This is a genomic window from Sphingomonas sp. SUN019, from assembly GCF_024758705.1.
In the GTDB taxonomy this organism is placed as follows: domain Bacteria; phylum Pseudomonadota; class Alphaproteobacteria; order Sphingomonadales; family Sphingomonadaceae; genus Sphingomonas.
In genome coordinates this window covers 2,269,317-2,286,154 of sequence record NZ_CP096971.1, presented here as the reverse complement: position 1 = coordinate 2,286,154, position 16,838 = coordinate 2,269,317, and the positions used below count along the sequence as shown (strand labels likewise).

The window sequence follows — 16,838 nt, the reverse complement described above, 5'->3', positions numbered from 1 at the left end:
AGACGCTGGCGCGATTTTGCGCGCGCGAAAGTTCCGAAAGTTCGCGGAAAACGACAACTCACGCCGCCAGCACCCCGCGCGTGCGGCAGTAATCGAGCACTGGCAGCAATGGCATGCCGAGGACCGTGAACTGACTTCCTTCGATCCGGCTGAACAACTGCACCCCCGGCCCCTCGATCCGATAGCAGCCGACGCATCCTGCGATGGCGGGCCATTCACGGTCGAGATACCAGTCGATGAACGTGTAGGAAAGCGGCCGGACGTGCATCCGCGCGATATCGACGTGCCGCCACACCGCGCGTCCGCCTTCCGCAATCACCGCAGCGCTGACCAGATCGTGGCGCTTGCCCGACATCCGCTGCAAATGATCGGCCGCGTCCTCACGGCTGGTCGGCTTGTCGAGGATCGTCCCGTCGTCGAGCACCGCAAGCGAGTCTGACCCCAGCACCAGCGCGGCGGGCTCGCGCTGCGACACCTTCAGCGCCTTCAGTTCGGCGAGCGCATCGGCGACATCGCGCGGCGGACGGCCCGCGAGCGAGGCCTTCGCGGCGTCTTCATCGACGTGCGCAGGTTGCGCTACGTAGGGGACGCCCGCCGCGTCGAGCATCGCGCGGCGTGACGCGCTCTGGGAGGCCAGGATGAGCGTCATTCGGCGTCTCTCGATCCTTCGCCGCGGCGTTCGTTGACGAGCGAGATAATCGCCGCGGCGGTTTCCTCGATCGATCGGCGCGTCACGTCGATCACCGGCCAGCCGTTGTCGGCGAACATCCGCCGCGCGAACGCCAGCTCGCGCGCTACCGCTTCCTGATCGACATACGCCGTCTCAGGGGCCTGGTTGAGCGACAGCAAGCGGTTGCGGCGGACCTGGATCAAGCGGTCGGCGCTGGTGGTGAGGCCCACGACCAGCGGATTTTTCAGCCGGTAGAGCGTGGTCGGCGGCGGGCTTTCGACGACGATCGGAATGTTCGCCACCTTGTACCCGCGATTGGCGAGATAGATCGAGGTCGGGGTTTTCGACGACCGGCTGACCCCGGCGAGGACGATATCGGCGTCCTCCCATTCCTCCCACGCGATCCCGTCGTCATGCGCGATCGTGAACTGGATCGCGTCGACCCGCGCGAAATAGGCCGCGTCGAGGACATGCTGACGTCCCGGCCGCGCCTTCGCCTGCTGCCCGAGCAGGTCCGACAGCGCATCGGTCACCGGATCGAGCGGCGCGACCATCGGCAAGCCGAGCGAGCGGCAACGCTGTTCGAGCGCGCGACGCGTGGCCGCGTTGACGAGCGTGTAGATGACGAGGCCGGGGTTCTGCGCGATCTCTTGTAAAATGCGGTCGAGGTGCGCCTCGGTCCTGACCATCGGCCAGAAATGCCTCACGGTCTCGACATCATCATATTGCGCGAGCGCGGCCTTCGCGATGTTCTCCAGCGTCTCGCCGGTCGAATCCGACAGCAGGTGCAGATGCAGCCGAACCGGCATCAGCATGAACCTGTGGACAACATGGGGACCGGCGGTAGCGCAACCGCTACCTGCCGCCAAGCATCGGACAGAGCGGTGGACAGAAGCGCGATCATCCACAATCCCGTTCACATCCCCGCTTTTCATCCACAGGCTGTGGATAACGGGGACGGATGAGGGCGGACGGCCTCGCAACCTGTTGGCATATCCGGCAGAGCGCCGTAAGCCCCGCAACCAACGCGCCTACTGCATCAACAACCCTTTTAAAGATTCTTCTATAGTGAAGAGGGACGGTTCGCTCTGACGGATACGAAGCGCCTGCTGGCCGTGTTGAAGGGCGAACGCCGCGAACGCCCCCCGATCTGGCTGATGCGACAGGCCGGGCGATATTTGCCCGAATATCGCGAACTGCGCGCGCAGAAGGGCGGTTTCCTGGCGCTGGCGACCGATCCGGTCGCAGCGGCGGAGGTGACGTTGCAGCCGATCAACCGGTTCGGCTTCGATGGCGCGATCCTGTTCTCAGATATCCTGATGGTGCCGTGGGCGCTGGGGCAGGATCTGTCGTTCGGCGCGGGTGAGGGGCCGCGGCTCGAACCGGCGCTGGTCGACACCACACTCGCCTCGTTGGAACGTGTTACGGCCCGGCTGGAGCCGGTCTATGCGACCGTTCGCGGTGTGGCGGCGGCGCTGTCGCCCGAAACGACGTTCCTGGGGTTCGCCGGATCGCCGTGGACCGTGGCCACGTACATGGTCGCCGGGCATGGCAGCCGCGATCAGGGTGAGACGCGGCGGTTCGCGTATAACGACCGACAGGCGTTCGCGGCGATCATCGATGCGATCACCGAACTGACGGTCGAATATCTCGCGAAGCAGATCGAGAATGGCGTCGAGGCGGTGCAATTGTTCGACAGTTGGGCGGGAAGCCTGTCTCCCGCGCAATTCGAACGCTGGGTGATCGCGCCCAACGCCGCGATCGTGGCGAAGCTGAAGGCGCGCTGCCCGCAGGCGGTGATCATCGGTTTCCCGAAGGGTGCGGGCGGCAAGCTGCCCGCTTACGCGCGCGAAACCGGCGTCGATGCGTTGGGGCTGGACGAAACGGTCGATCCCGAATGGGCGAACACGGTGGTGCCGGAAGGAATGCCCGTGCAAGGCAATCTCGATCCGCTGGCGTTGATCGCGGGCGGTGAGGCGCTCGACGGCGCGATCGACCGGGTGCTCGCCGCCTTCCGTGATCGCCCGCACGTCTTCAACCTTGGCCACGGGATCGACCAGCACACGCCGATCGCGCATGTCGAGCGGCTGTTGGCGCGGGTGCGGGGGGCGTGATGGGGCCGGGGTTTCTGGGCGTGGCCTATGATTGGGTGAAGGCGGCGCATCTGATCTTCGTGATCTTCTGGATGGCGGGGCTGTTCATGCTGCCACGTTATTTGGTCTATCATCAGGAAGGGCTGGGCGACGCGGCCGAGGAAGCGCGCTGGATCGAGCGTGAGGACAAGCTCTGCCGCATCATCCTGACCCCCGCGCTGGTGATGGTGTGGGTGCTGGGGCTGTTGCTGGCGGTGAACCTCGGCCTGCTCGCGGGTGCGCCGGGCCTGGGCTGGCTTCATGCGAAGCTGCTTTTGGTCTTTCTGTTGTCGGGATATCACGGCTGGGCGGTCGGCTATGCGAAGAAACTGGCGGCGGGGAAACCGACGCTGGCGAACCGGCGGTTGCGGATGATGAACGAAGTCCCGGCGCTGGCTGTGACGCTGATCGTGATTTTGGTGATCGTGAAGCCGTTCTGACTCTTTAAATCCTCCCCGGCACGGGGAGGAATCTGAGTCGCTTGACTTGCCCTCACGCGAATCCTACGTCCTTCGCACGGTGCGGCCGGTCCCGGCCCGCTGCCTCCTGCAGTCTCGTTCCAGAGCGACATTCGCCGAACCGGGCCTTTCCCCTACCGACCTATTCGGACAAAATTTATGCATCTCAAGGATTTGAAGAAGAAAGCCCCGGCGGAGCTGGTTCAGCTGGCCGAGGAACTGGGCGTCGAGGGCGCCAGTACGCTGCGCAAGCAGGATCTGATGTTCGCGATCCTGAAGGTTCAGGCCGAGAACGGCGAAATGATCATGGGCGAGGGCACGATCGAGGTGCTGCAGGACGGCTTCGGCTTCCTGCGCAGCGCCCAGGCGAGCTATCTCGCCGGTCCCGACGACATCTATGTCAGCCCGAACCAGGTGCGCAAACACGGCCTGCGCACCGGTGACACGGTCGAGGGCGAAATCCGCGGGCCGAAGGACGGCGAACGCTATTTCGCGCTGACCAAGTTGACGCAGGTCAATTTCGAAGACCCCGAGGCGGTTCGCCACCGCGTCAATTTCGACAACCTGACGCCGCTGTATCCCGAAGAACGGCTGAAGCTCGAGATCGAAGACCCCACGATCAAGGACAAGACGGGCCGCGTGCTCGACGTCGTCACGCCGCTCGGCAAGGGGCAGCGCTGCCTGATCGTCGCGCCGCCGCGCGTCGGCAAGACGATCATGATGCAGAACATCGCGCGCGCGATCAGCATCAACCACCCCGAGGTGTTTCTGATCGTGCTGCTGATCGACGAGCGGCCCGAGGAAGTGACCGATATGCAGCGCACCGTGGTGGGCGAGGTCGTCAGCTCGACCTTCGACGAACCCGCGACGCGCCACGTTCAGGTCGCCGAGATGGTGATCGAAAAGGCCAAGCGGCTGGTCGAACACAAGAAGGACGTGGTGATCCTGCTCGACAACATCACGCGTCTCGGCCGCGCCTACAACACCGTTGTGCCTTCGTCGGGCAAGGTGTTGACCGGCGGCGTCGACGCGAACGCGCTGCAGCGGCCGAAACGCTTCTTCGGTGCGGCGCGCAACATCGAGGAGGGGGGATCGCTGACCATCATCTCGACCTCGCTGATCGATACCGGCAGCCGCATGGACGAGGTGATCTTCGAGGAGTTCAAGGGTACCGGCAACGCCGAGATCGTGCTCGACCGAAAGGTGGCCGACAAGCGCATCTTCCCGGCGATCGACGTCGGTAAATCGGGCACGCGCAAGGAGGAACTGCTGGTCGAGAAGGGTCAGTTGTCCAAGATGTGGGTGCTGCGCCGCATCCTGATGCAGATGGGCACCGTCGATGCGATGGAATTCCTGCTGGGAAAGATGAAGGATTCGAAGACGAATGCGGATTTCTTCGATTCCATGAATCAGTAGCCGAGTGCGGCCTGCGGCATCCTGCCGCAGGACTCGCACCGGCTCGGCCGGTGGGCGAGAGCCCGGCCGACGGCGCGGCTTGGCCGCGGCGCTGCCAGGAGTTTCCACATGATCCTCGAACACGCCGTCTTGTCAGTAAAACCCGGCCAGGAACTCGCGTTCGAGGCCGCAATGCGCGAAGCCCGTGCATTAATTGCCGCCTCGCCCGGTTTCGGCTCAATTATCGTCCGTCCCGCCATCGACCAGCCCGAAACCTATCTGCTGTTGGTGGAATGGAGCGACATCGCCGCGCACCGCGATGGATTCCGCATGTCGGACCGGTATGAAGCTTGGCGCGGCCTGCTACACCAATTCTACGATCCGATGCCGGTCGTCAGCTACTTCGAGGAGTCGATCGTTTGAGCCTAATCGCCATGCTGGCCGAAGCGGCCACCGCCATCGGCCCTGGATCGCCCGCGGACATCTGGCATAACATCCTGAAGGATTTCTCCAACATCACCGAACCCGCAGCACTCGCGGCGTTCGGATCGGTGCTGATGATCGATCTGGTGCTGGCGGGCGACAATGCGATCGTCGTCGGGGCGCTCGCCGCGGGGCTGCCGGCGGAGCAGCGCAAGAAGGTGATCCTGATCGGGATCGGCGCGGCGCTGGTGCTGCGCATCTTCTTCGCGCTGATCGTGACGTGGCTGATGGGTGTCGTCGGGCTGATCTTTGCCGGCGGGCTGCTGCTGCTGTGGGTCAGCTGGAAGTTCTGGCGCGAAATTCGCGCAGGTTCGCACAGCGCGGGGTCCGACGAGATCGTCGGCGACGAACACAGCGGCGTGAAGTCGGCGCGCAGTTTCGCGGGGGCGGCGTGGGCGGTCGCCGTGGCGGACGTATCGATGAGCCTCGACAATGTGCTGGCGGTCGCGGGCGCGGCGCGTGAGCATCCCGGAATCTTGGTGGTCGGCCTGTTGCTGTCGGTTGCGTTGATGGGGCTGGCAGCCAACCTGATCGCGCGGATCATCGATCGCTATCGCTGGATCGCCTATGTCGGGCTCGGCGTCATCGTGCTGGTCGCGGGCAAGATGATCTATGAAGGGTGGATCGGCACCGCGGAGACGCAGGGGTTGGCGTCCCTGTTCATGTGATCCGGTTCAGTCCGCGTTCAACGCGCGATTGCATAAAGCGCATTTCATGACCGGGAGAGATTCCTTGAAGTATTTCACGGCGCTGACGGCGGCGGTCGCGATCGCGGCCCCTGCGGTGGCGCAAAGCGGCGATCTGGCGGCGGTGCAGCAGCATTTGCGCGCGACGACCACGATGACCGCGAATTTCAGCCAGACCGATCGCGCGGGAAAGGTGTTGAACGGCACGCTGACGCTGAAGAAGCCGGGCAAGATCCGCTTTCAATATGAAAAGGGCGTACCGCTGTTGATCGTCGGCGACGGCAAGGCGCTGACCTTCATCGACTATTCGGTGAAGCAGGTGCAGCGCTGGCCGATTGGCAACACCCCGCTGGGCGTGCTGATCAACCCCGACAAGGACATCACGAAGTTCGCCAAGATCGTGCCGGGGTTCGATCCACGCCTCGTCTCGGTCGAGGGCTATGATCCGAAACATCCCGAATATGGCCGCATCACGATGGTTTTCGCGCGCGACGCCGCGGCGCCGGGCGGGCTGATGCTGCAGGGTTGGGTGATGCTCGACAGCCAGGGCAATCGCACGACGATCCGCCTGTCGAACCAGCGGTTCAACGGATCGGTCAGCGACGGAACGTTCCGCTGGAACGACCCACGGAGTCGTGGCGGGCGAAGCTAACGGCGTTTCTGTACAATCGTTCATCTGAGCGACAGGTTCGCTGTCTTAGAGGCTGCGTCGCGGATTTGGGGCGGTTCGGGATTTTCCCCCCTGTTGCCTGGATAGCTCCATTTCCCGCCTGCGTGACGAACGCCAGGTCGGCCCTCGCTCCAAGCCCCCGGAGCGGGGGCCTTTCTGCGCAGTGCGGCAGGCGGCAACGTCCGCCTGACTCGCACAAGCACGGCCGGCGAGGCGAAGCCTCGACCGACGGCGCGGCTTCGCCGCGGCGCGCTTGTTACCGCCGATTGAGCGGTCTAACGCCCCTCCCGTGAAGATCGTCAGCTGGAACATCAATTCGGTGCGCTTCCGCATCGGCATCGTCGAGCAGTTCCTGCGCGAGAACGAGCCCGATATCCTGTGCCTGCAGGAAACCAAGGTCATCGACGCCGACTTTCCGGTCGCGGCGTTCAAGGCGCTGGGGTACAGGCATATCCTGCTCCACGGTCAGCGGATGCATCACGGCGTCGCGATCATCGCTCGCGTGCCGGTGCAGGAGGACGACCGGCTCGACTGGCAGGCGAACCGCGAGGCGCGGCATATCGGGGTGCGGCTGGAAAACGGCGTCCGACTGGAGAACGTCTATGTCCCCGCGGGGGGCGACGTGCCTGATCGGGAGATCAACCCGAAATTCGGGCAGAAGCTGGATTTCGTCGAGCGCATGACGCGCTGGTCGGAGGGGCTGGACGGCCCGACGATCCTGACCGGCGACTTCAACATCGCGCCGCTGCCGTGCGACGTGTGGAGCCACAAGGCATTGCTGAACGTCGTCAGCCATACGCCGGTCGAGGTAGCAGCGCTGGATGCGCTGAAGGCGTCGAACGACTGGACCGACCTGGGGCGGCATTTCCACCCTGCGCCGGCGCGGCTGCATACGTGGTGGAGCTATCGTTCGCCCGATTTCACGGTCAACGATCGCGGTCGGCGGCTGGATCATATGTGGGCGACCGGCGATGCGGCGAAGGCGGCGCGCGCGCATCACGTGTATGAGGAATGCCGTAGCTGGCTGAAGCCGTCGGACCATGTGCCGATCGTGACCGAGTTCGATTTTTGAGCGACCCGCGATCTGTCGCCCGCGCGATCGACGCGCTGCGCCGCGGATGGCCTGTGCGCGTGGGGGCGTTGTCGTTGCTGCCGATCGAAACCGCAGACGCGGTGCGGCTGGTGGCGTTCGACCCTGAGTCGAGTGCGCCGGTGCTTCTATCGGCGGGTCGCGCGGCGACGCTGAAGCTGGCGAACCAGATCGAGGCCGCGGTGCCCGACGCGCCGGTGCTCGTCGATCGCGCGCCGTGGCTCGATTTCGACGCCGCGACTGCGCTGGCCGATCCGCAATTCGATCTGGCGACCCCGCTGAAAGGGCCGTTCCGCGCGATCCCGGTGGCGCATGCGGACGATGCGGCGGCGGCGCTGCGGTTCGCGCGAATCGCGGGGCTGCTCCCGGCCTTTTTCGTGCGCGAAGGTGATGATGGGGAGGTCGCGATCAGCGAAGTCGGCATTACAGGGGCCGATATTGACGCGCACGAGGACGCCGCACGCCTGACGATCGCAGCGCGTGCGCGGCTGCCGGTGGCGCACGCCGAGGATGCGGAGATCGTCGCTTTCCGTACCCCCGAATCGCCGGGCGAGCATATCGCGCTGCTGATTGGCGAACCGACCGGCCAGCCGCCGCTGGTGCGGCTGCACAGCGAATGCCTGACCGGCGACGCGCTCGGGAGTCTCAAATGCGACTGCGGTCCGCAATTGGACGCCGCGATCAGTGCGATCCGGGCGAGCGGCTGGGGCATCCTGCTGTATCTGCGGCAGGAGGGGCGGGGGATCGGCCTGATCAACAAGCTGCGCGCCTATGCGCTGCAGGATCAGGGCTTCGATACGGTCGACGCCAACACCCGCCTGGGCTTCGCGATCGACGCGCGCGATTTCGGCGTGGCGGCGCGGATGCTGGAGCTGCTGGGGCAGCGGAATGTGCGATTGCTGACGAACAATCCGGCGAAGGTCGCAGGGCTTGAAGCGCAAGGTATCACGGTCGTCGAACGCGTCCCGCATTTCCTGCCGGCCAACCCGCACAACGAGAGGTACCTCGCGACGAAACGCGACCGGACGGGGCATCAGCTTTGAAGGGTTGTGCTTGACGCAGGTCGATCCCTAACCCCCAAATGTCCTTTGCCACCATCCGCGTTGCGGCTGATAAGGTTGACGAGCCGTGTCACGACTTTCAGGGAATAGGGTTGGATCGGATGTGGCAGGCACTAGTTGCGCAGGTTTTTCATTTTCTTCCACATTATTAGCTATCAGTGCGGCAAGTGATTCGGCAGCGTGACGTAGCTCAGACGTTACGTTCGTGCCGGCTATATTGCGCTCGGTTATTTCAAGACTTAAGAAAGGCTTGCGTGGATCCTTGATACGCAACTTAAGCTCCAGCGATGACAGCAAACGACTGGTCGAACTGAACGAAGTGGTCGTCGTTTTGGCGCTTAGACCGCCAATTACGGCACCGACCGGTCCAGCCAACGCGGCTCCAATACCGGCGCTGACCAACTGGTTGCCACGTTTCGTCCGTGTCTCCCCGACATTGTCTTCACTAACCTGCCAGATCGGAGTCAATTCTACGCCCGCAAGTGCAGAATACGGTATCCAAACTTCCTGCTGTTCCGCCATTTTGTAGAATAAGGCACGTTGCGCCGGAGCTGCGCCAATAATCACGTCTCCCGCCGCAAGAGCATGCACGAGGGAGTGCTCCATGGTAGCTTGCGCAACTCGCTCAAATTTTTCTTTGCGATCGGCTTCTGCACTGACCGCCGATGTGTGCAAGCTAGCGAATATCAATACAACGGCGATTACCAGAACGCCAAAAAGGGCGACCAAAAGTAGCATAAACATCAGCGCCCCGCCCACATTGAAAACTAGCTAAAGGAGAGCGTAACACACTTCATTGAAGCTACTAGCCACTGCGTGAACGCCGACCGCTCGCAGCCGCTCGGCATGGTCGGCCCCGCAATGCGAGCCTGCGCACAGGCCGATGACGTGGCCGCCGCTGGCGACAGCGCCGGTCGCGCCGACGGGCGAATCCTCCAGAATCACGCAGCGATCGATCCGGATGCCGAGTTGCGCCGCGCCGTAGAGGTACAGGTCGGGGGCGGGCTTGCCGCGGCGCACGTGTTCCGCGCCGCTGTAGATGTGGTCACCGAACACGTCCGACAGGCCGATATGATCGAGGTGTCGGCGGATCCAGCGGGTCGAGCTGGAGGAGACGACGGCCTTGGGCAGGTCCGCTGGTAGTGAGCGGACGAAGGCGATCGCGCCCGTCACCGCGTCGATTCCTTCGGTCATGACACGCGTGTCCTCGGCCTGCCGCGCGGCGTGGAAGCTGTCGGGGATCGGGCGGCCGATCCAAGTTTCCACCGCCGCGTGGAAGTCGGGTCCGGCTAGGCCCATGAAGTTCGCCATCGACTGTTCGGGCGTGGTCGGGTGGCCGATGCCGGTGAGGTATTCGGCGATCTGACGGTTGCCGACATATTCGCTTTCGATCAGCACGCCGTCGAAATCGAACAGGATTGCCCCAAATTTTAGCGGGAGTTTCATGCGCGTGCGCCGAACAGGGCGGAGCCGACGCGGACGTGGGTGGCGCCAGCCATCACCGCGGTTTCGAAGTCTTCGGACATGCCCATGCTAAGGCCCTCGACGCCTTCGTCGTGGGCGAGTTTGGCCAGCAACGCGAAGTATGGGGCGGCTTCCACATCTGCGGGGGGGATGCACATCAGACCTGCGATTGGCAGGTCGGCGGCGCGCGCGTGCGCCAGTAGCGCGGGGAGGTCGGCGGTGGCGCAGCCGCCCTTTTGTGGTTCGTCGCCGATGTTGACCTGGACGAAGCAGGTGGGGCGGCGGTCGGCGGCGTCCATCGCCTTTGCCAGCGCGGTGACCAGCGAAGCGCGGTCGACCGAGTGGATCGCGTCGAACAGGGCGACCGCGTCGACGGCCTTGTTCGACTGGAGTTGCCCGATCAAATGGAGTTTTGCGTCAGGGTAAGCTGCGCGCAACGCTGGCCATTTCTCCTGCGCCTCCGCCACGCGGTTCTCGCCGAAGTCACTGTGACCGGCGGCGAGCAACGGTTCGATCGCGGTGGCGGGGTGGGTCTTTGACACCGCGATCAGCGTGACGGGGTGGGGGGAGCGGCGGAGATTCGCGGCGCGATCGATGCGGTTGCAAATGTCGGCGAGACGGTTTTCTGGACGGTCGTCTGGGGTCATCGGGCGGGCTATAGGTGCGCCGATGCGCCGCCGCCACCCCGTGCCTACCCTGTGGCTGATGACCGACGAGCGGCTGGGCGACGGGTTGTGGGCCGCGATCGAACGGCTGCCGCGGGGGGCGGGAATTGTGTTCCGGCACTACGCCACGCCGGAACCGGAGCGGCGGCGGATGTTTGCGAAGGTAGCGCGGATCGCGCGTGCGCGTGGGCTGGTTGTGGTGCGGGCGGGGGCTGCACCGATGCGCGGCGAGATGGGGACGCATAATCGGAGCCGACGAGGAATCCTCACGTTTTCAGTGCATTGCCGGTCGGAGGCTGTCGCCGCCCGGCGATTGGGCGCGGATGTTCTGTTTGTGTCGCCGATGTTTGCGACGCGGTCACACAAGGATGCGCGGATGTTGTCGAATGTGCGCGCGATGTTGATCGTGCGGGAGGTTCCGGGAGCGTTGATCGCGCTCGGGGGGATGGATGCGCGACGGTTCAGGCGGCTGCGCGGGTTCGATGGCTGGGCGGCGATCGATGCGTGGACCCGCTAAGCATCAAAAGCGGAAAGCGGTGCCCACATAGACCGCTTGGCTGTCGCGGCGGTCGTCGGCGACGCGGGCGAGGCGTTCGCGTTCGGATTTGTAGCGCAGGCCCGCGGTCAGATCGATGTTGCGGGTGAGCGAATACGACCCGCCGACGTCGAGCGAATAGCTGCGGTCGGTATCGACGATCTTCGCAGCGCCTGGCAATGCGCGATCGGCGCCGCCCTTTACGCTGGCGGTGAAGCGCGGCAGCGAATAACTGACCGCCAGGTCGGCGCTCTCGCGGCTGCCCGGCTGGCCAGCCAGATCGACCTTGGCGACGTCGCCGGTCACCGCAAAACGCTTCCAGCCGACCGCCACGCCAAGGTTGTAGGCAATCGGCGCGATGCCGACGGTCGAGACGGCGGCAGGTGCGGTCACGCTGCCGCGGTTCGAGCGCGCACGCACCGCGACGGTGACCGCGCGGTTGCCCGCGCGCGTTTCGGACGGGGTGAACCGGAAATCGCTGCTGTCGAGCCCGGCGCGCGCGAACACCGCGGCGAGGCGCGGATCGGCGGCGGCGGGGGTGAAGCCACCCGCAATTCGCGCCGACGGGGCGATTCGCTTGGCGGGCGAACTCAATTCGGGCGCTCCGAACGCAGGCGCGACGGCGACGCCCGCGGCGACGAGCGCCCCGACCGATATACCGACAATAAAGCGCGCAGCGATCACGAGTCCCTCCAGCCCCTACAACACTCGCCTATCACGATTCTGTCCCGAGTCGACTCAGAGGGAGTCGCTTTATCCAAGAGTGTTGCATCATGCCCACAATTCGCCGCATTTCGGTGGTGCTTGCCGGGGGATATACGCCTCTATAGAGGTTGCCCGGATGTTTTTTACCCTGATCAGGACGATGCCGATGTTCCGCCCGTTGCGTCTCGCGCTTGGCGTTAGCGCCGCCCTTGCTGTCGCCTCTTGTGGAGGCGGCAAGGATCGTCCCAAGGCGGACCTTGCCGCGTCGCGGATCACCACGATCGGCGTCAATTCGTATCTGTGGCGTGCGACGCTGGACACGCTGTCGTTCATGCCGCTGCTGCAGACCGATTCCAATGGCGGCGTCATCGTCACCGATTGGTACATCAACCCGCAGGTTCCGACCGAGCGGATGAAGGTGACTGTGTCGATTCTCGACCAGGATCTGCGCGCCGATGCGGTGCGTGTCGCGGCGCTGCGCGAAGTGAACCGCGGCGGGCAGTGGGTGTCCGCGCCGGTCGAGGCCGCCACGACGCAGAAGCTGGAGGACATCATCCTGACGCGCGCCCGCGACCTGCGGCGTGCTTCTTTGGTCGGCTGATGCCGACGATACGGTGCCAGCCCGCTCCCCCTCCCCGCCTCCCACAGAATATCCTGAATGGGAGGCGGGGAGGGGGAGCGGGCTGGCATCGCCACTCAGCGAAGCTGCCAACAAATGACTAATCGTTTCAACGCGCTGAAGGCCGACGCGCACTGGCAAAAGGTGTGGGACGAACGGTCGACCTTCGCCGCGCGCGACGATTCGCCCAAGCCCAAAAGCTATGTGCTCGAGATGTTCCCCTATCCGTCGGGGAAGATCCACATGGGGCACGTCCGCAATTACACGATGGGCGACGTGCTGGCGCGGTATCGCCGGATGCAGGGCATGGAGGTGCTTCACCCGATGGGGTGGGATGCGTTCGGAATGCCTGCGGAAAACGCCGCGATGGAGAAGGGCGTCCACCCCGGCGGCTGGACGCGCGACAATATCGCCACGATGAAGGCGCAGCTGAAGCGGCTGGGCTTCGCGCTCGACTGGACGCGCGAGCTGGCGACGTGCGAGCCCGATTATTACGGGCACGAACAGGCTTTGTTCCTGAAACTGTTCGAGCACGGGCTGGTCTATCGCAAGGAATCGGCGGTCAATTGGGATCCGGTCGACATGACCGTGCTGGCCAACGAACAGGTGATCGACGGCCGCGGCTGGCGATCGGGCGCGCTGGTCGAGAAGCGCAAGCTCTCGCAGTGGTTCCTGAAGATCACCGATTTCGCCGACGATCTGATCGAGGGTCTGGGCGAGTTGAAGCATTGGCCCGACAAGGTGCGGCTGATGCAGGAGAACTGGATCGGCAAGAGCCAGGGGCTGACGTTCCGCTTCGCGCTGACCAGCGCAGGCGATGCGGGCGAGGGCGTGGTGGAGGTGTTCACGACGCGCCCCGACACGATCTTCGGCGCGAGCTTCGTCGCGGTCGCGGCGGACCATCCAATCGCGCTAAGGTTAGCGGAAGGTGATGCCAAGGCGGCGGCGTTCATCGCGGAGTGCAAGCGCGGCGGGACAACCGCGGCGGCGATCGAGACGCAGGAGAAGCTGGGCTTCGATACCGGGCTGCGCGCGCGTCATCCGTTTGATAACGCGTGGGAATTGCCGGTCTACATCGCCAATTTCGTGCTGATGGAATACGGGACGGGCGCGGTGTTCGGCGTGCCCGCGCATGACCAGCGCGACCTGGATTTCGCGCGGAAGTACGATCTGAACGTTACGCGCGTCGTGTCCGACGGGCATCTGGAAGACCCGGTGTTCGAGGGCGACGAGGCGTATAGCGGGCCGGGCACGTTGGTGAATTCGCATTTCCTGGACGGGATGGATGTCGAGGACGCCAAGCGCACCGTCATCCAGCGCGCCGAGGCTGGCGGATGGGGCGAGGGATCGACGGTCTATCGTCTGCGCGACTGGGGGGTTAGCCGCCAGCGTTATTGGGGCACGCCGATCCCGATCATCCATTGCGACGCGTGCGGCGCGGTGCCGGTGCCGGCGGACCAATTGCCGGTCGTGCTGCCCGAGGATGTGAACTTCGACGTGCCGGGCAACCCGCTCGATCGCCATCCGACGTGGAAGCACGTCGCATGTCCGACGTGCGGCGGTGACGCGAGACGCGAGACCGATACGCTCGACACGTTCGTCAATTCGTCGTGGTATTTCATACGCTTCGCCAGCCAGCCGGACGATAAGCCGTTCGACAAGGCGGTGGCGGAGCAATGGCTGCCGGTCGGGCAATATATCGGCGGGGTCGAGCACGCGATCCTGCATCTGCTGTATGCGCGGTTCTGGACGCGGGCGCTGAAGCATGTCGGGATGCTCGACGTTAGCGAGCCGTTCGCGGGCCTGTTTACGCAGGGGATGGTGACGCACGAGACGTATAGTGCGATCGACAATGGGCCTACGCCACAGCATGGCGAGCCCATACAGCGTCAATATTGGGTTGCTCCTGATGAAATCGAACGGACCGACGACGGACTGAGAGAGAAATCGACTGGACGGAAGGTGACTTCGGGCCGCGTCGAGAAGATGTCGAAGTCGAAGAAGAACACCGTCGATCCGACCGGCATCGTCGACCAGTACGGCGCGGATGCGGTGCGGTGGTTCATGCTGTCCGACAGCCCGCCCGAGCGCGATTTGCCATGGTCCGAGGCGGGGATCGAGGGCGCGTGGCGATTTGTCCAGCGGCTGTGGCGGCAGTTCCAGATCGAAGGCGGTGAAGGTGACGACAAGGCTTTAGATCGCAAGTTGCACCAGACGATCGCGGGAGTCGCCACGGATATCGAGGCGCTGGCGTTCAACAAGGCCGTCGCGAAAATCTACGAACTCGCCAATGCGATCGAGAAGGCCGCGCCGTCCGCATCGCGCACCGCCGCTGTACGCGCGCTGATGCTGCTGACCGCCCCGATGGTGCCGCATATCGCCGAAGAAGCGTGGGGTCTGGCGGGCGGCGAGGGATTGATTGCGGATGCCGCTTGGCCTGTTGTCGATCCCGCGCTGCTGGTCGAGGATGAGGTGACGATCGCGATCCAGGTCAACGGCAAATTGCGCGATACGCTGACCATGGCCAAGGGGCTGCCCAAGGACCAGATCGAGGCCGCGGCGCTGGCGTCTGACAAGGTTGTCAGAATCCTCGAGGGAAAGACCCCGCGAAAGGTGATCGTCGTGCCGGATCGTCTCGTGAATCTCGTCGCATGAGAGCCTTCGTACTCTTGCTGCCGCTGGCGCTGGCCGCTTGCGGGCTGCAACCGCTGTATTCCGGCGGAAGCTCGGGGCCGGTCGGCGCGTCGCTCGGCGAGGTCGAGGTCGCGCCGATCGAGGGTAAATCGGGCTGGCTGGTGGCCAATGCGCTGCGCGACCGGCTGGGTGCGGTCGAACAGCGTACGCCGCGTTACCGGCTCGACATCAAGCTGGACGACAATATCATCGGGCTGGCGGTGCGGCGCGACGACAGCGTGGCGCGCGAACGCCGGACTTTACGCGCACGATATCAATTGGTTGAATTGGGCAAGGGCACAGTGGTGCTGGACGCGACCGCCGGGTCGGACGCGGGGATCGATGTGGTCGGCAGCGAATATGCGACGATCGCGGGCGAGGCGAGCGCGCTGGAGCGGCTGTCGGAGATACTGGCCGACAAGATCGTCGCGCGTGTCGCGATCTATGCGCGGCGCAATCAAGCGACACCGTGACAGCCGCCAAAGAGCCGAAAATGAAGGCGGCGATGGATCGGCCGCCCGCGGATATCCGGCTCTACCTGCTCTACGGCCCCGACGAGGCGGGTGCGATGGCCTATGCCGAGCGGCTGGCGAAGGCGATGGGGCCGGAGGCGGAGCGGATCGATCTTGAGACCGCGACGCTGAAGGCCGATCCGGCGCGGCTGGCGGACGAGGCGGCGGCATTGTCGCTGTTCGGCGGGGCGCGGCATATTCGCGTGACCGGCGCGGGAGAGGAGAGCCTCGCCGCGGTCGAGGCGTTGCTGCAGGCTGATCGCGCAGGCAATCCGGTGGTGATCGTCGCGCCGGGCATCCGCGCGACGGGGAAGCTTGCCAAGCTGGCGCTCGATTCACCCGCGGCGTTGGTGCTGGCGTGTTATGTCCCCGATGGACAGGGCTTGGAGGCGATCGCGGTCGCTCTGGCGCGCGAATCCGGTTTGCGGCTGGTCGGCAGCGCGGCGCGACGGATGGCGCAGGCGAGCGGCGGCGACCGGGCGGTGATGGCGCGGGAGATCGAGAAGCTGGCGCTGTACCTAGATGCTGCGGCTGATCGGCCGGGCGAGATCGATGACGCTGCGCTGGATGCGGTCGGGGCCGATCTGGGCGAGGCCGATCTGTCGTCGTTGATCGAGGCGGTGCTGGCGGGAAAGGGCGCTGTGCTGGCCGGTGCGCTGCGGCGACTGGGGGAGGCGGGGACTTCGCCGGTCGGGTGGCTGCGGCAACTGGCGCGGCGGTTGATGGCGCTGTCCGATATGCGCGGAGAGATCGATGGCGGGGCCGATGTCGGGTCCGTGATGAAGCGCAACCGCGTGTTCTGGAAGGAAGAGGCGGCGACCGCCGCGGCGCTGCGGCGTTGGAACGCGGGCGCATTGGCGCGGGCGCATGCGCACGTCAGGCGCGCGGAGCGTGGCGTGATGGCGGGCGGCGGGACGGTCGGCGACCTTCTCGCCGACCACGCGATGGTCGAGCTGGTGGCCGGGAAGCGCTAGGTTCTAACGAAGTTCAATTTATCGACCCGCTCATCCAGAGGAGCCA

General features: G+C 64.9%; 19 protein-coding genes. 13 read left to right on the top strand and 6 right to left on the bottom strand.

Annotated elements, in window-relative coordinates; translation table 11 throughout:
- Positions 1-58: 58 nt before the first annotated feature.
- Positions 59-649 (bottom strand): nucleoside triphosphate pyrophosphatase, encoded by a 591-nt coding sequence (locus tag M0208_RS10940; RefSeq protein WP_258891730.1) that lies wholly within the window; start codon positions 647-649, stop codon positions 59-61.
- Positions 646-1,479 (bottom strand): pyruvate, water dikinase regulatory protein, encoded by an 834-nt coding sequence (locus tag M0208_RS10935; RefSeq protein ID WP_258891729.1) that lies wholly within the window; start codon positions 1,477-1,479, stop codon positions 646-648. The genes M0208_RS10940 and M0208_RS10935 overlap by 4 nt, the downstream gene beginning before the upstream one ends.
- A gap of 279 nt (positions 1,480-1,758) precedes the next feature.
- On the opposite strand from M0208_RS10935, the gene hemE reads away from it, so the two are divergent.
- The 8 genes from hemE to ribA all read left to right on the top strand — a co-directional run bounded on the left by hemE (position 1,759) and on the right by ribA (position 8,627).
- Positions 1,759-2,784 (top strand): uroporphyrinogen decarboxylase, encoded by a 1,026-nt coding sequence (hemE, locus tag M0208_RS10930; RefSeq protein WP_258893227.1) that lies wholly within the window; start codon positions 1,759-1,761, stop codon positions 2,782-2,784.
- Positions 2,784-3,242, top strand: coding sequence for a CopD family protein (locus tag M0208_RS10925; protein ID WP_258891728.1), 459 nt, complete (start codon positions 2,784-2,786; stop codon positions 3,240-3,242). The genes hemE and M0208_RS10925 overlap by 1 nt, the downstream gene beginning before the upstream one ends.
- A gap of 177 nt (positions 3,243-3,419) precedes the next feature.
- Positions 3,420-4,676 carry a transcription termination factor Rho gene (gene rho / locus M0208_RS10920; RefSeq protein WP_258891727.1) on the top strand — a complete coding sequence of 419 codons (1,257 nt, stop codon included), beginning with the start codon at positions 3,420-3,422 and terminating at the stop codon, positions 4,674-4,676.
- A gap of 108 nt (positions 4,677-4,784) precedes the next feature.
- Positions 4,785-5,078 carry an antibiotic biosynthesis monooxygenase gene (locus M0208_RS10915; protein WP_258891726.1) on the top strand — a complete coding sequence of 98 codons (294 nt, stop codon included), beginning with the start codon at positions 4,785-4,787 and terminating at the stop codon, positions 5,076-5,078.
- An 11-nt stretch (positions 5,079-5,089) separates the two neighbouring features.
- The gene (locus tag M0208_RS10910) at positions 5,090-5,806 is read left to right on the top strand and encodes a TerC family protein (RefSeq protein WP_258893226.1); all 717 of its coding nucleotides are present in this window, start codon (positions 5,090-5,092) and stop codon (positions 5,804-5,806) included.
- Positions 5,807-5,852: 46 nt separating this feature from the next.
- Positions 5,853-6,476, top strand: coding sequence for a LolA family protein (locus tag M0208_RS10905; protein WP_408988090.1), 624 nt, complete (start codon positions 5,853-5,855; stop codon positions 6,474-6,476).
- 307 nt (positions 6,477-6,783) lie between these two features.
- Positions 6,784-7,566, top strand: coding sequence for an exodeoxyribonuclease III (locus M0208_RS10900; protein WP_258891724.1), 783 nt, complete (start codon positions 6,784-6,786; stop codon positions 7,564-7,566).
- Positions 7,563-8,627, top strand: coding sequence for a GTP cyclohydrolase II (gene ribA, locus M0208_RS10895; protein ID WP_258891723.1), 1,065 nt, complete (start codon positions 7,563-7,565; stop codon positions 8,625-8,627). The genes M0208_RS10900 and ribA overlap by 4 nt, the downstream gene beginning before the upstream one ends.
- Positions 8,628-8,654: 27 nt before the next feature.
- Here ribA and M0208_RS10890 read toward each other — a convergent pair whose 3' ends face one another.
- The 3 genes from M0208_RS10890 to M0208_RS10880 are packed head-to-tail and all read right to left on the bottom strand — an operon-like array spanning position 8,655 to position 10,756.
- Positions 8,655-9,389, bottom strand: a complete 735-nt coding sequence (locus tag M0208_RS10890) for a hypothetical protein (RefSeq protein WP_258891722.1) — start codon at positions 9,387-9,389, stop codon at positions 8,655-8,657.
- Between the two features lie 27 nt (positions 9,390-9,416).
- Positions 9,417-10,091 carry an HAD family phosphatase gene (locus M0208_RS10885; RefSeq protein ID WP_258891721.1) on the bottom strand — a complete coding sequence of 225 codons (675 nt, stop codon included), beginning with the start codon at positions 10,089-10,091 and terminating at the stop codon, positions 9,417-9,419.
- Entirely contained in the window at positions 10,088-10,756 is a 669-nt protein-coding gene (locus M0208_RS10880; RefSeq protein WP_258891720.1) for a YggS family pyridoxal phosphate-dependent enzyme, read from the bottom strand. Before M0208_RS10880 ends, M0208_RS10885 begins: the two co-directional genes overlap by 4 nt.
- Before the next feature lie 22 nt (positions 10,757-10,778).
- Between M0208_RS10880 and M0208_RS10875 the strand changes: the two genes are divergently transcribed.
- A complete protein-coding gene (locus M0208_RS10875; RefSeq protein ID WP_258891719.1) occupies positions 10,779-11,291 on the top strand; it encodes a thiamine phosphate synthase in 513 nt (170 codons plus the stop codon).
- 3 nt (positions 11,292-11,294) lie between these two features.
- On the opposite strand, the gene M0208_RS10870 is transcribed toward M0208_RS10875, so the two are convergent.
- Positions 11,295-11,993 (bottom strand): porin, encoded by a 699-nt coding sequence (locus M0208_RS10870; RefSeq protein WP_258891718.1) that lies wholly within the window; start codon positions 11,991-11,993, stop codon positions 11,295-11,297.
- A 187-nt stretch (positions 11,994-12,180) separates the two neighbouring features.
- Between M0208_RS10870 and M0208_RS10865 the strand changes: the two genes are divergently transcribed.
- The 4 genes from M0208_RS10865 (at position 12,181) to holA (ending at position 16,792) form a co-directional block, all read left to right on the top strand.
- Positions 12,181-12,615 (top strand): DUF3576 domain-containing protein, encoded by a 435-nt coding sequence (locus tag M0208_RS10865; RefSeq protein WP_258893225.1) that lies wholly within the window; start codon positions 12,181-12,183, stop codon positions 12,613-12,615.
- Between the two features lie 114 nt (positions 12,616-12,729).
- On the top strand, positions 12,730-15,288 hold the full coding sequence (gene leuS, locus M0208_RS10860) for a leucine--tRNA ligase (protein WP_258891717.1): 2,559 nt from the start codon (positions 12,730-12,732) through the stop codon (positions 15,286-15,288).
- On the top strand, positions 15,285-15,779 hold the full coding sequence (gene lptE / locus M0208_RS10855; protein WP_258891716.1) for an LPS assembly lipoprotein LptE: 495 nt from the start codon (positions 15,285-15,287) through the stop codon (positions 15,777-15,779). The genes leuS and lptE overlap by 4 nt, the downstream gene beginning before the upstream one ends.
- A 20-nt stretch (positions 15,780-15,799) precedes the next feature.
- Positions 15,800-16,792 carry a DNA polymerase III subunit delta gene (holA, locus tag M0208_RS10850; protein WP_258891715.1) on the top strand — a complete coding sequence of 331 codons (993 nt, stop codon included), beginning with the start codon at positions 15,800-15,802 and terminating at the stop codon, positions 16,790-16,792.
- Positions 16,793-16,838 lie beyond the last annotated feature (46 nt).

Bases quoted from the DNA above. Each gene is read 5' to 3' on its own strand.
- M0208_RS10940 (WP_258891730.1), bottom strand. From the start codon at position 649: ATGACGCTCATCCTGGCCTCCCAGAGCGCGTCACGCCGCGCGATGCTC.
- M0208_RS10935 (WP_258891729.1), bottom strand. From the start codon at position 1,479: ATGCCGGTTCGGCTGCATCTGCACCTGCTGTCGGATTCGACCGGCGAG.
- M0208_RS10925 (WP_258891728.1), top strand. From the start codon at position 2,784: ATGGGGCCGGGGTTTCTGGGCGTGGCCTATGATTGGGTGAAGGCGGCG.
- rho (WP_258891727.1), top strand. From the start codon at position 3,420: ATGCATCTCAAGGATTTGAAGAAGAAAGCCCCGGCGGAGCTGGTTCAG.
- M0208_RS10915 (WP_258891726.1), top strand. From the start codon at position 4,785: ATGATCCTCGAACACGCCGTCTTGTCAGTAAAACCCGGCCAGGAACTC.
- M0208_RS10910 (WP_258893226.1), top strand. From the start codon at position 5,090: ATGCTGGCCGAAGCGGCCACCGCCATCGGCCCTGGATCGCCCGCGGAC.
- M0208_RS10905 (WP_408988090.1), top strand. From the start codon at position 5,853: ATGACCGGGAGAGATTCCTTGAAGTATTTCACGGCGCTGACGGCGGCG.
- M0208_RS10890 (WP_258891722.1), bottom strand. From the start codon at position 9,389: ATGTTTATGCTACTTTTGGTCGCCCTTTTTGGCGTTCTGGTAATCGCC.
- M0208_RS10885 (WP_258891721.1), bottom strand. From the start codon at position 10,091: ATGAAACTCCCGCTAAAATTTGGGGCAATCCTGTTCGATTTCGACGGC.
- M0208_RS10880 (WP_258891720.1), bottom strand. From the start codon at position 10,756: ATGACCCCAGACGACCGTCCAGAAAACCGTCTCGCCGACATTTGCAAC.
- M0208_RS10875 (WP_258891719.1), top strand. From the start codon at position 10,779: ATGCGCCGCCGCCACCCCGTGCCTACCCTGTGGCTGATGACCGACGAG.
- M0208_RS10865 (WP_258893225.1), top strand. From the start codon at position 12,181: ATGTTCCGCCCGTTGCGTCTCGCGCTTGGCGTTAGCGCCGCCCTTGCT.
- leuS (WP_258891717.1), top strand. From the start codon at position 12,730: ATGACTAATCGTTTCAACGCGCTGAAGGCCGACGCGCACTGGCAAAAG.
- lptE (WP_258891716.1), top strand. From the start codon at position 15,285: ATGAGAGCCTTCGTACTCTTGCTGCCGCTGGCGCTGGCCGCTTGCGGG.
- holA (WP_258891715.1), top strand. From the start codon at position 15,800: ATGAAGGCGGCGATGGATCGGCCGCCCGCGGATATCCGGCTCTACCTG.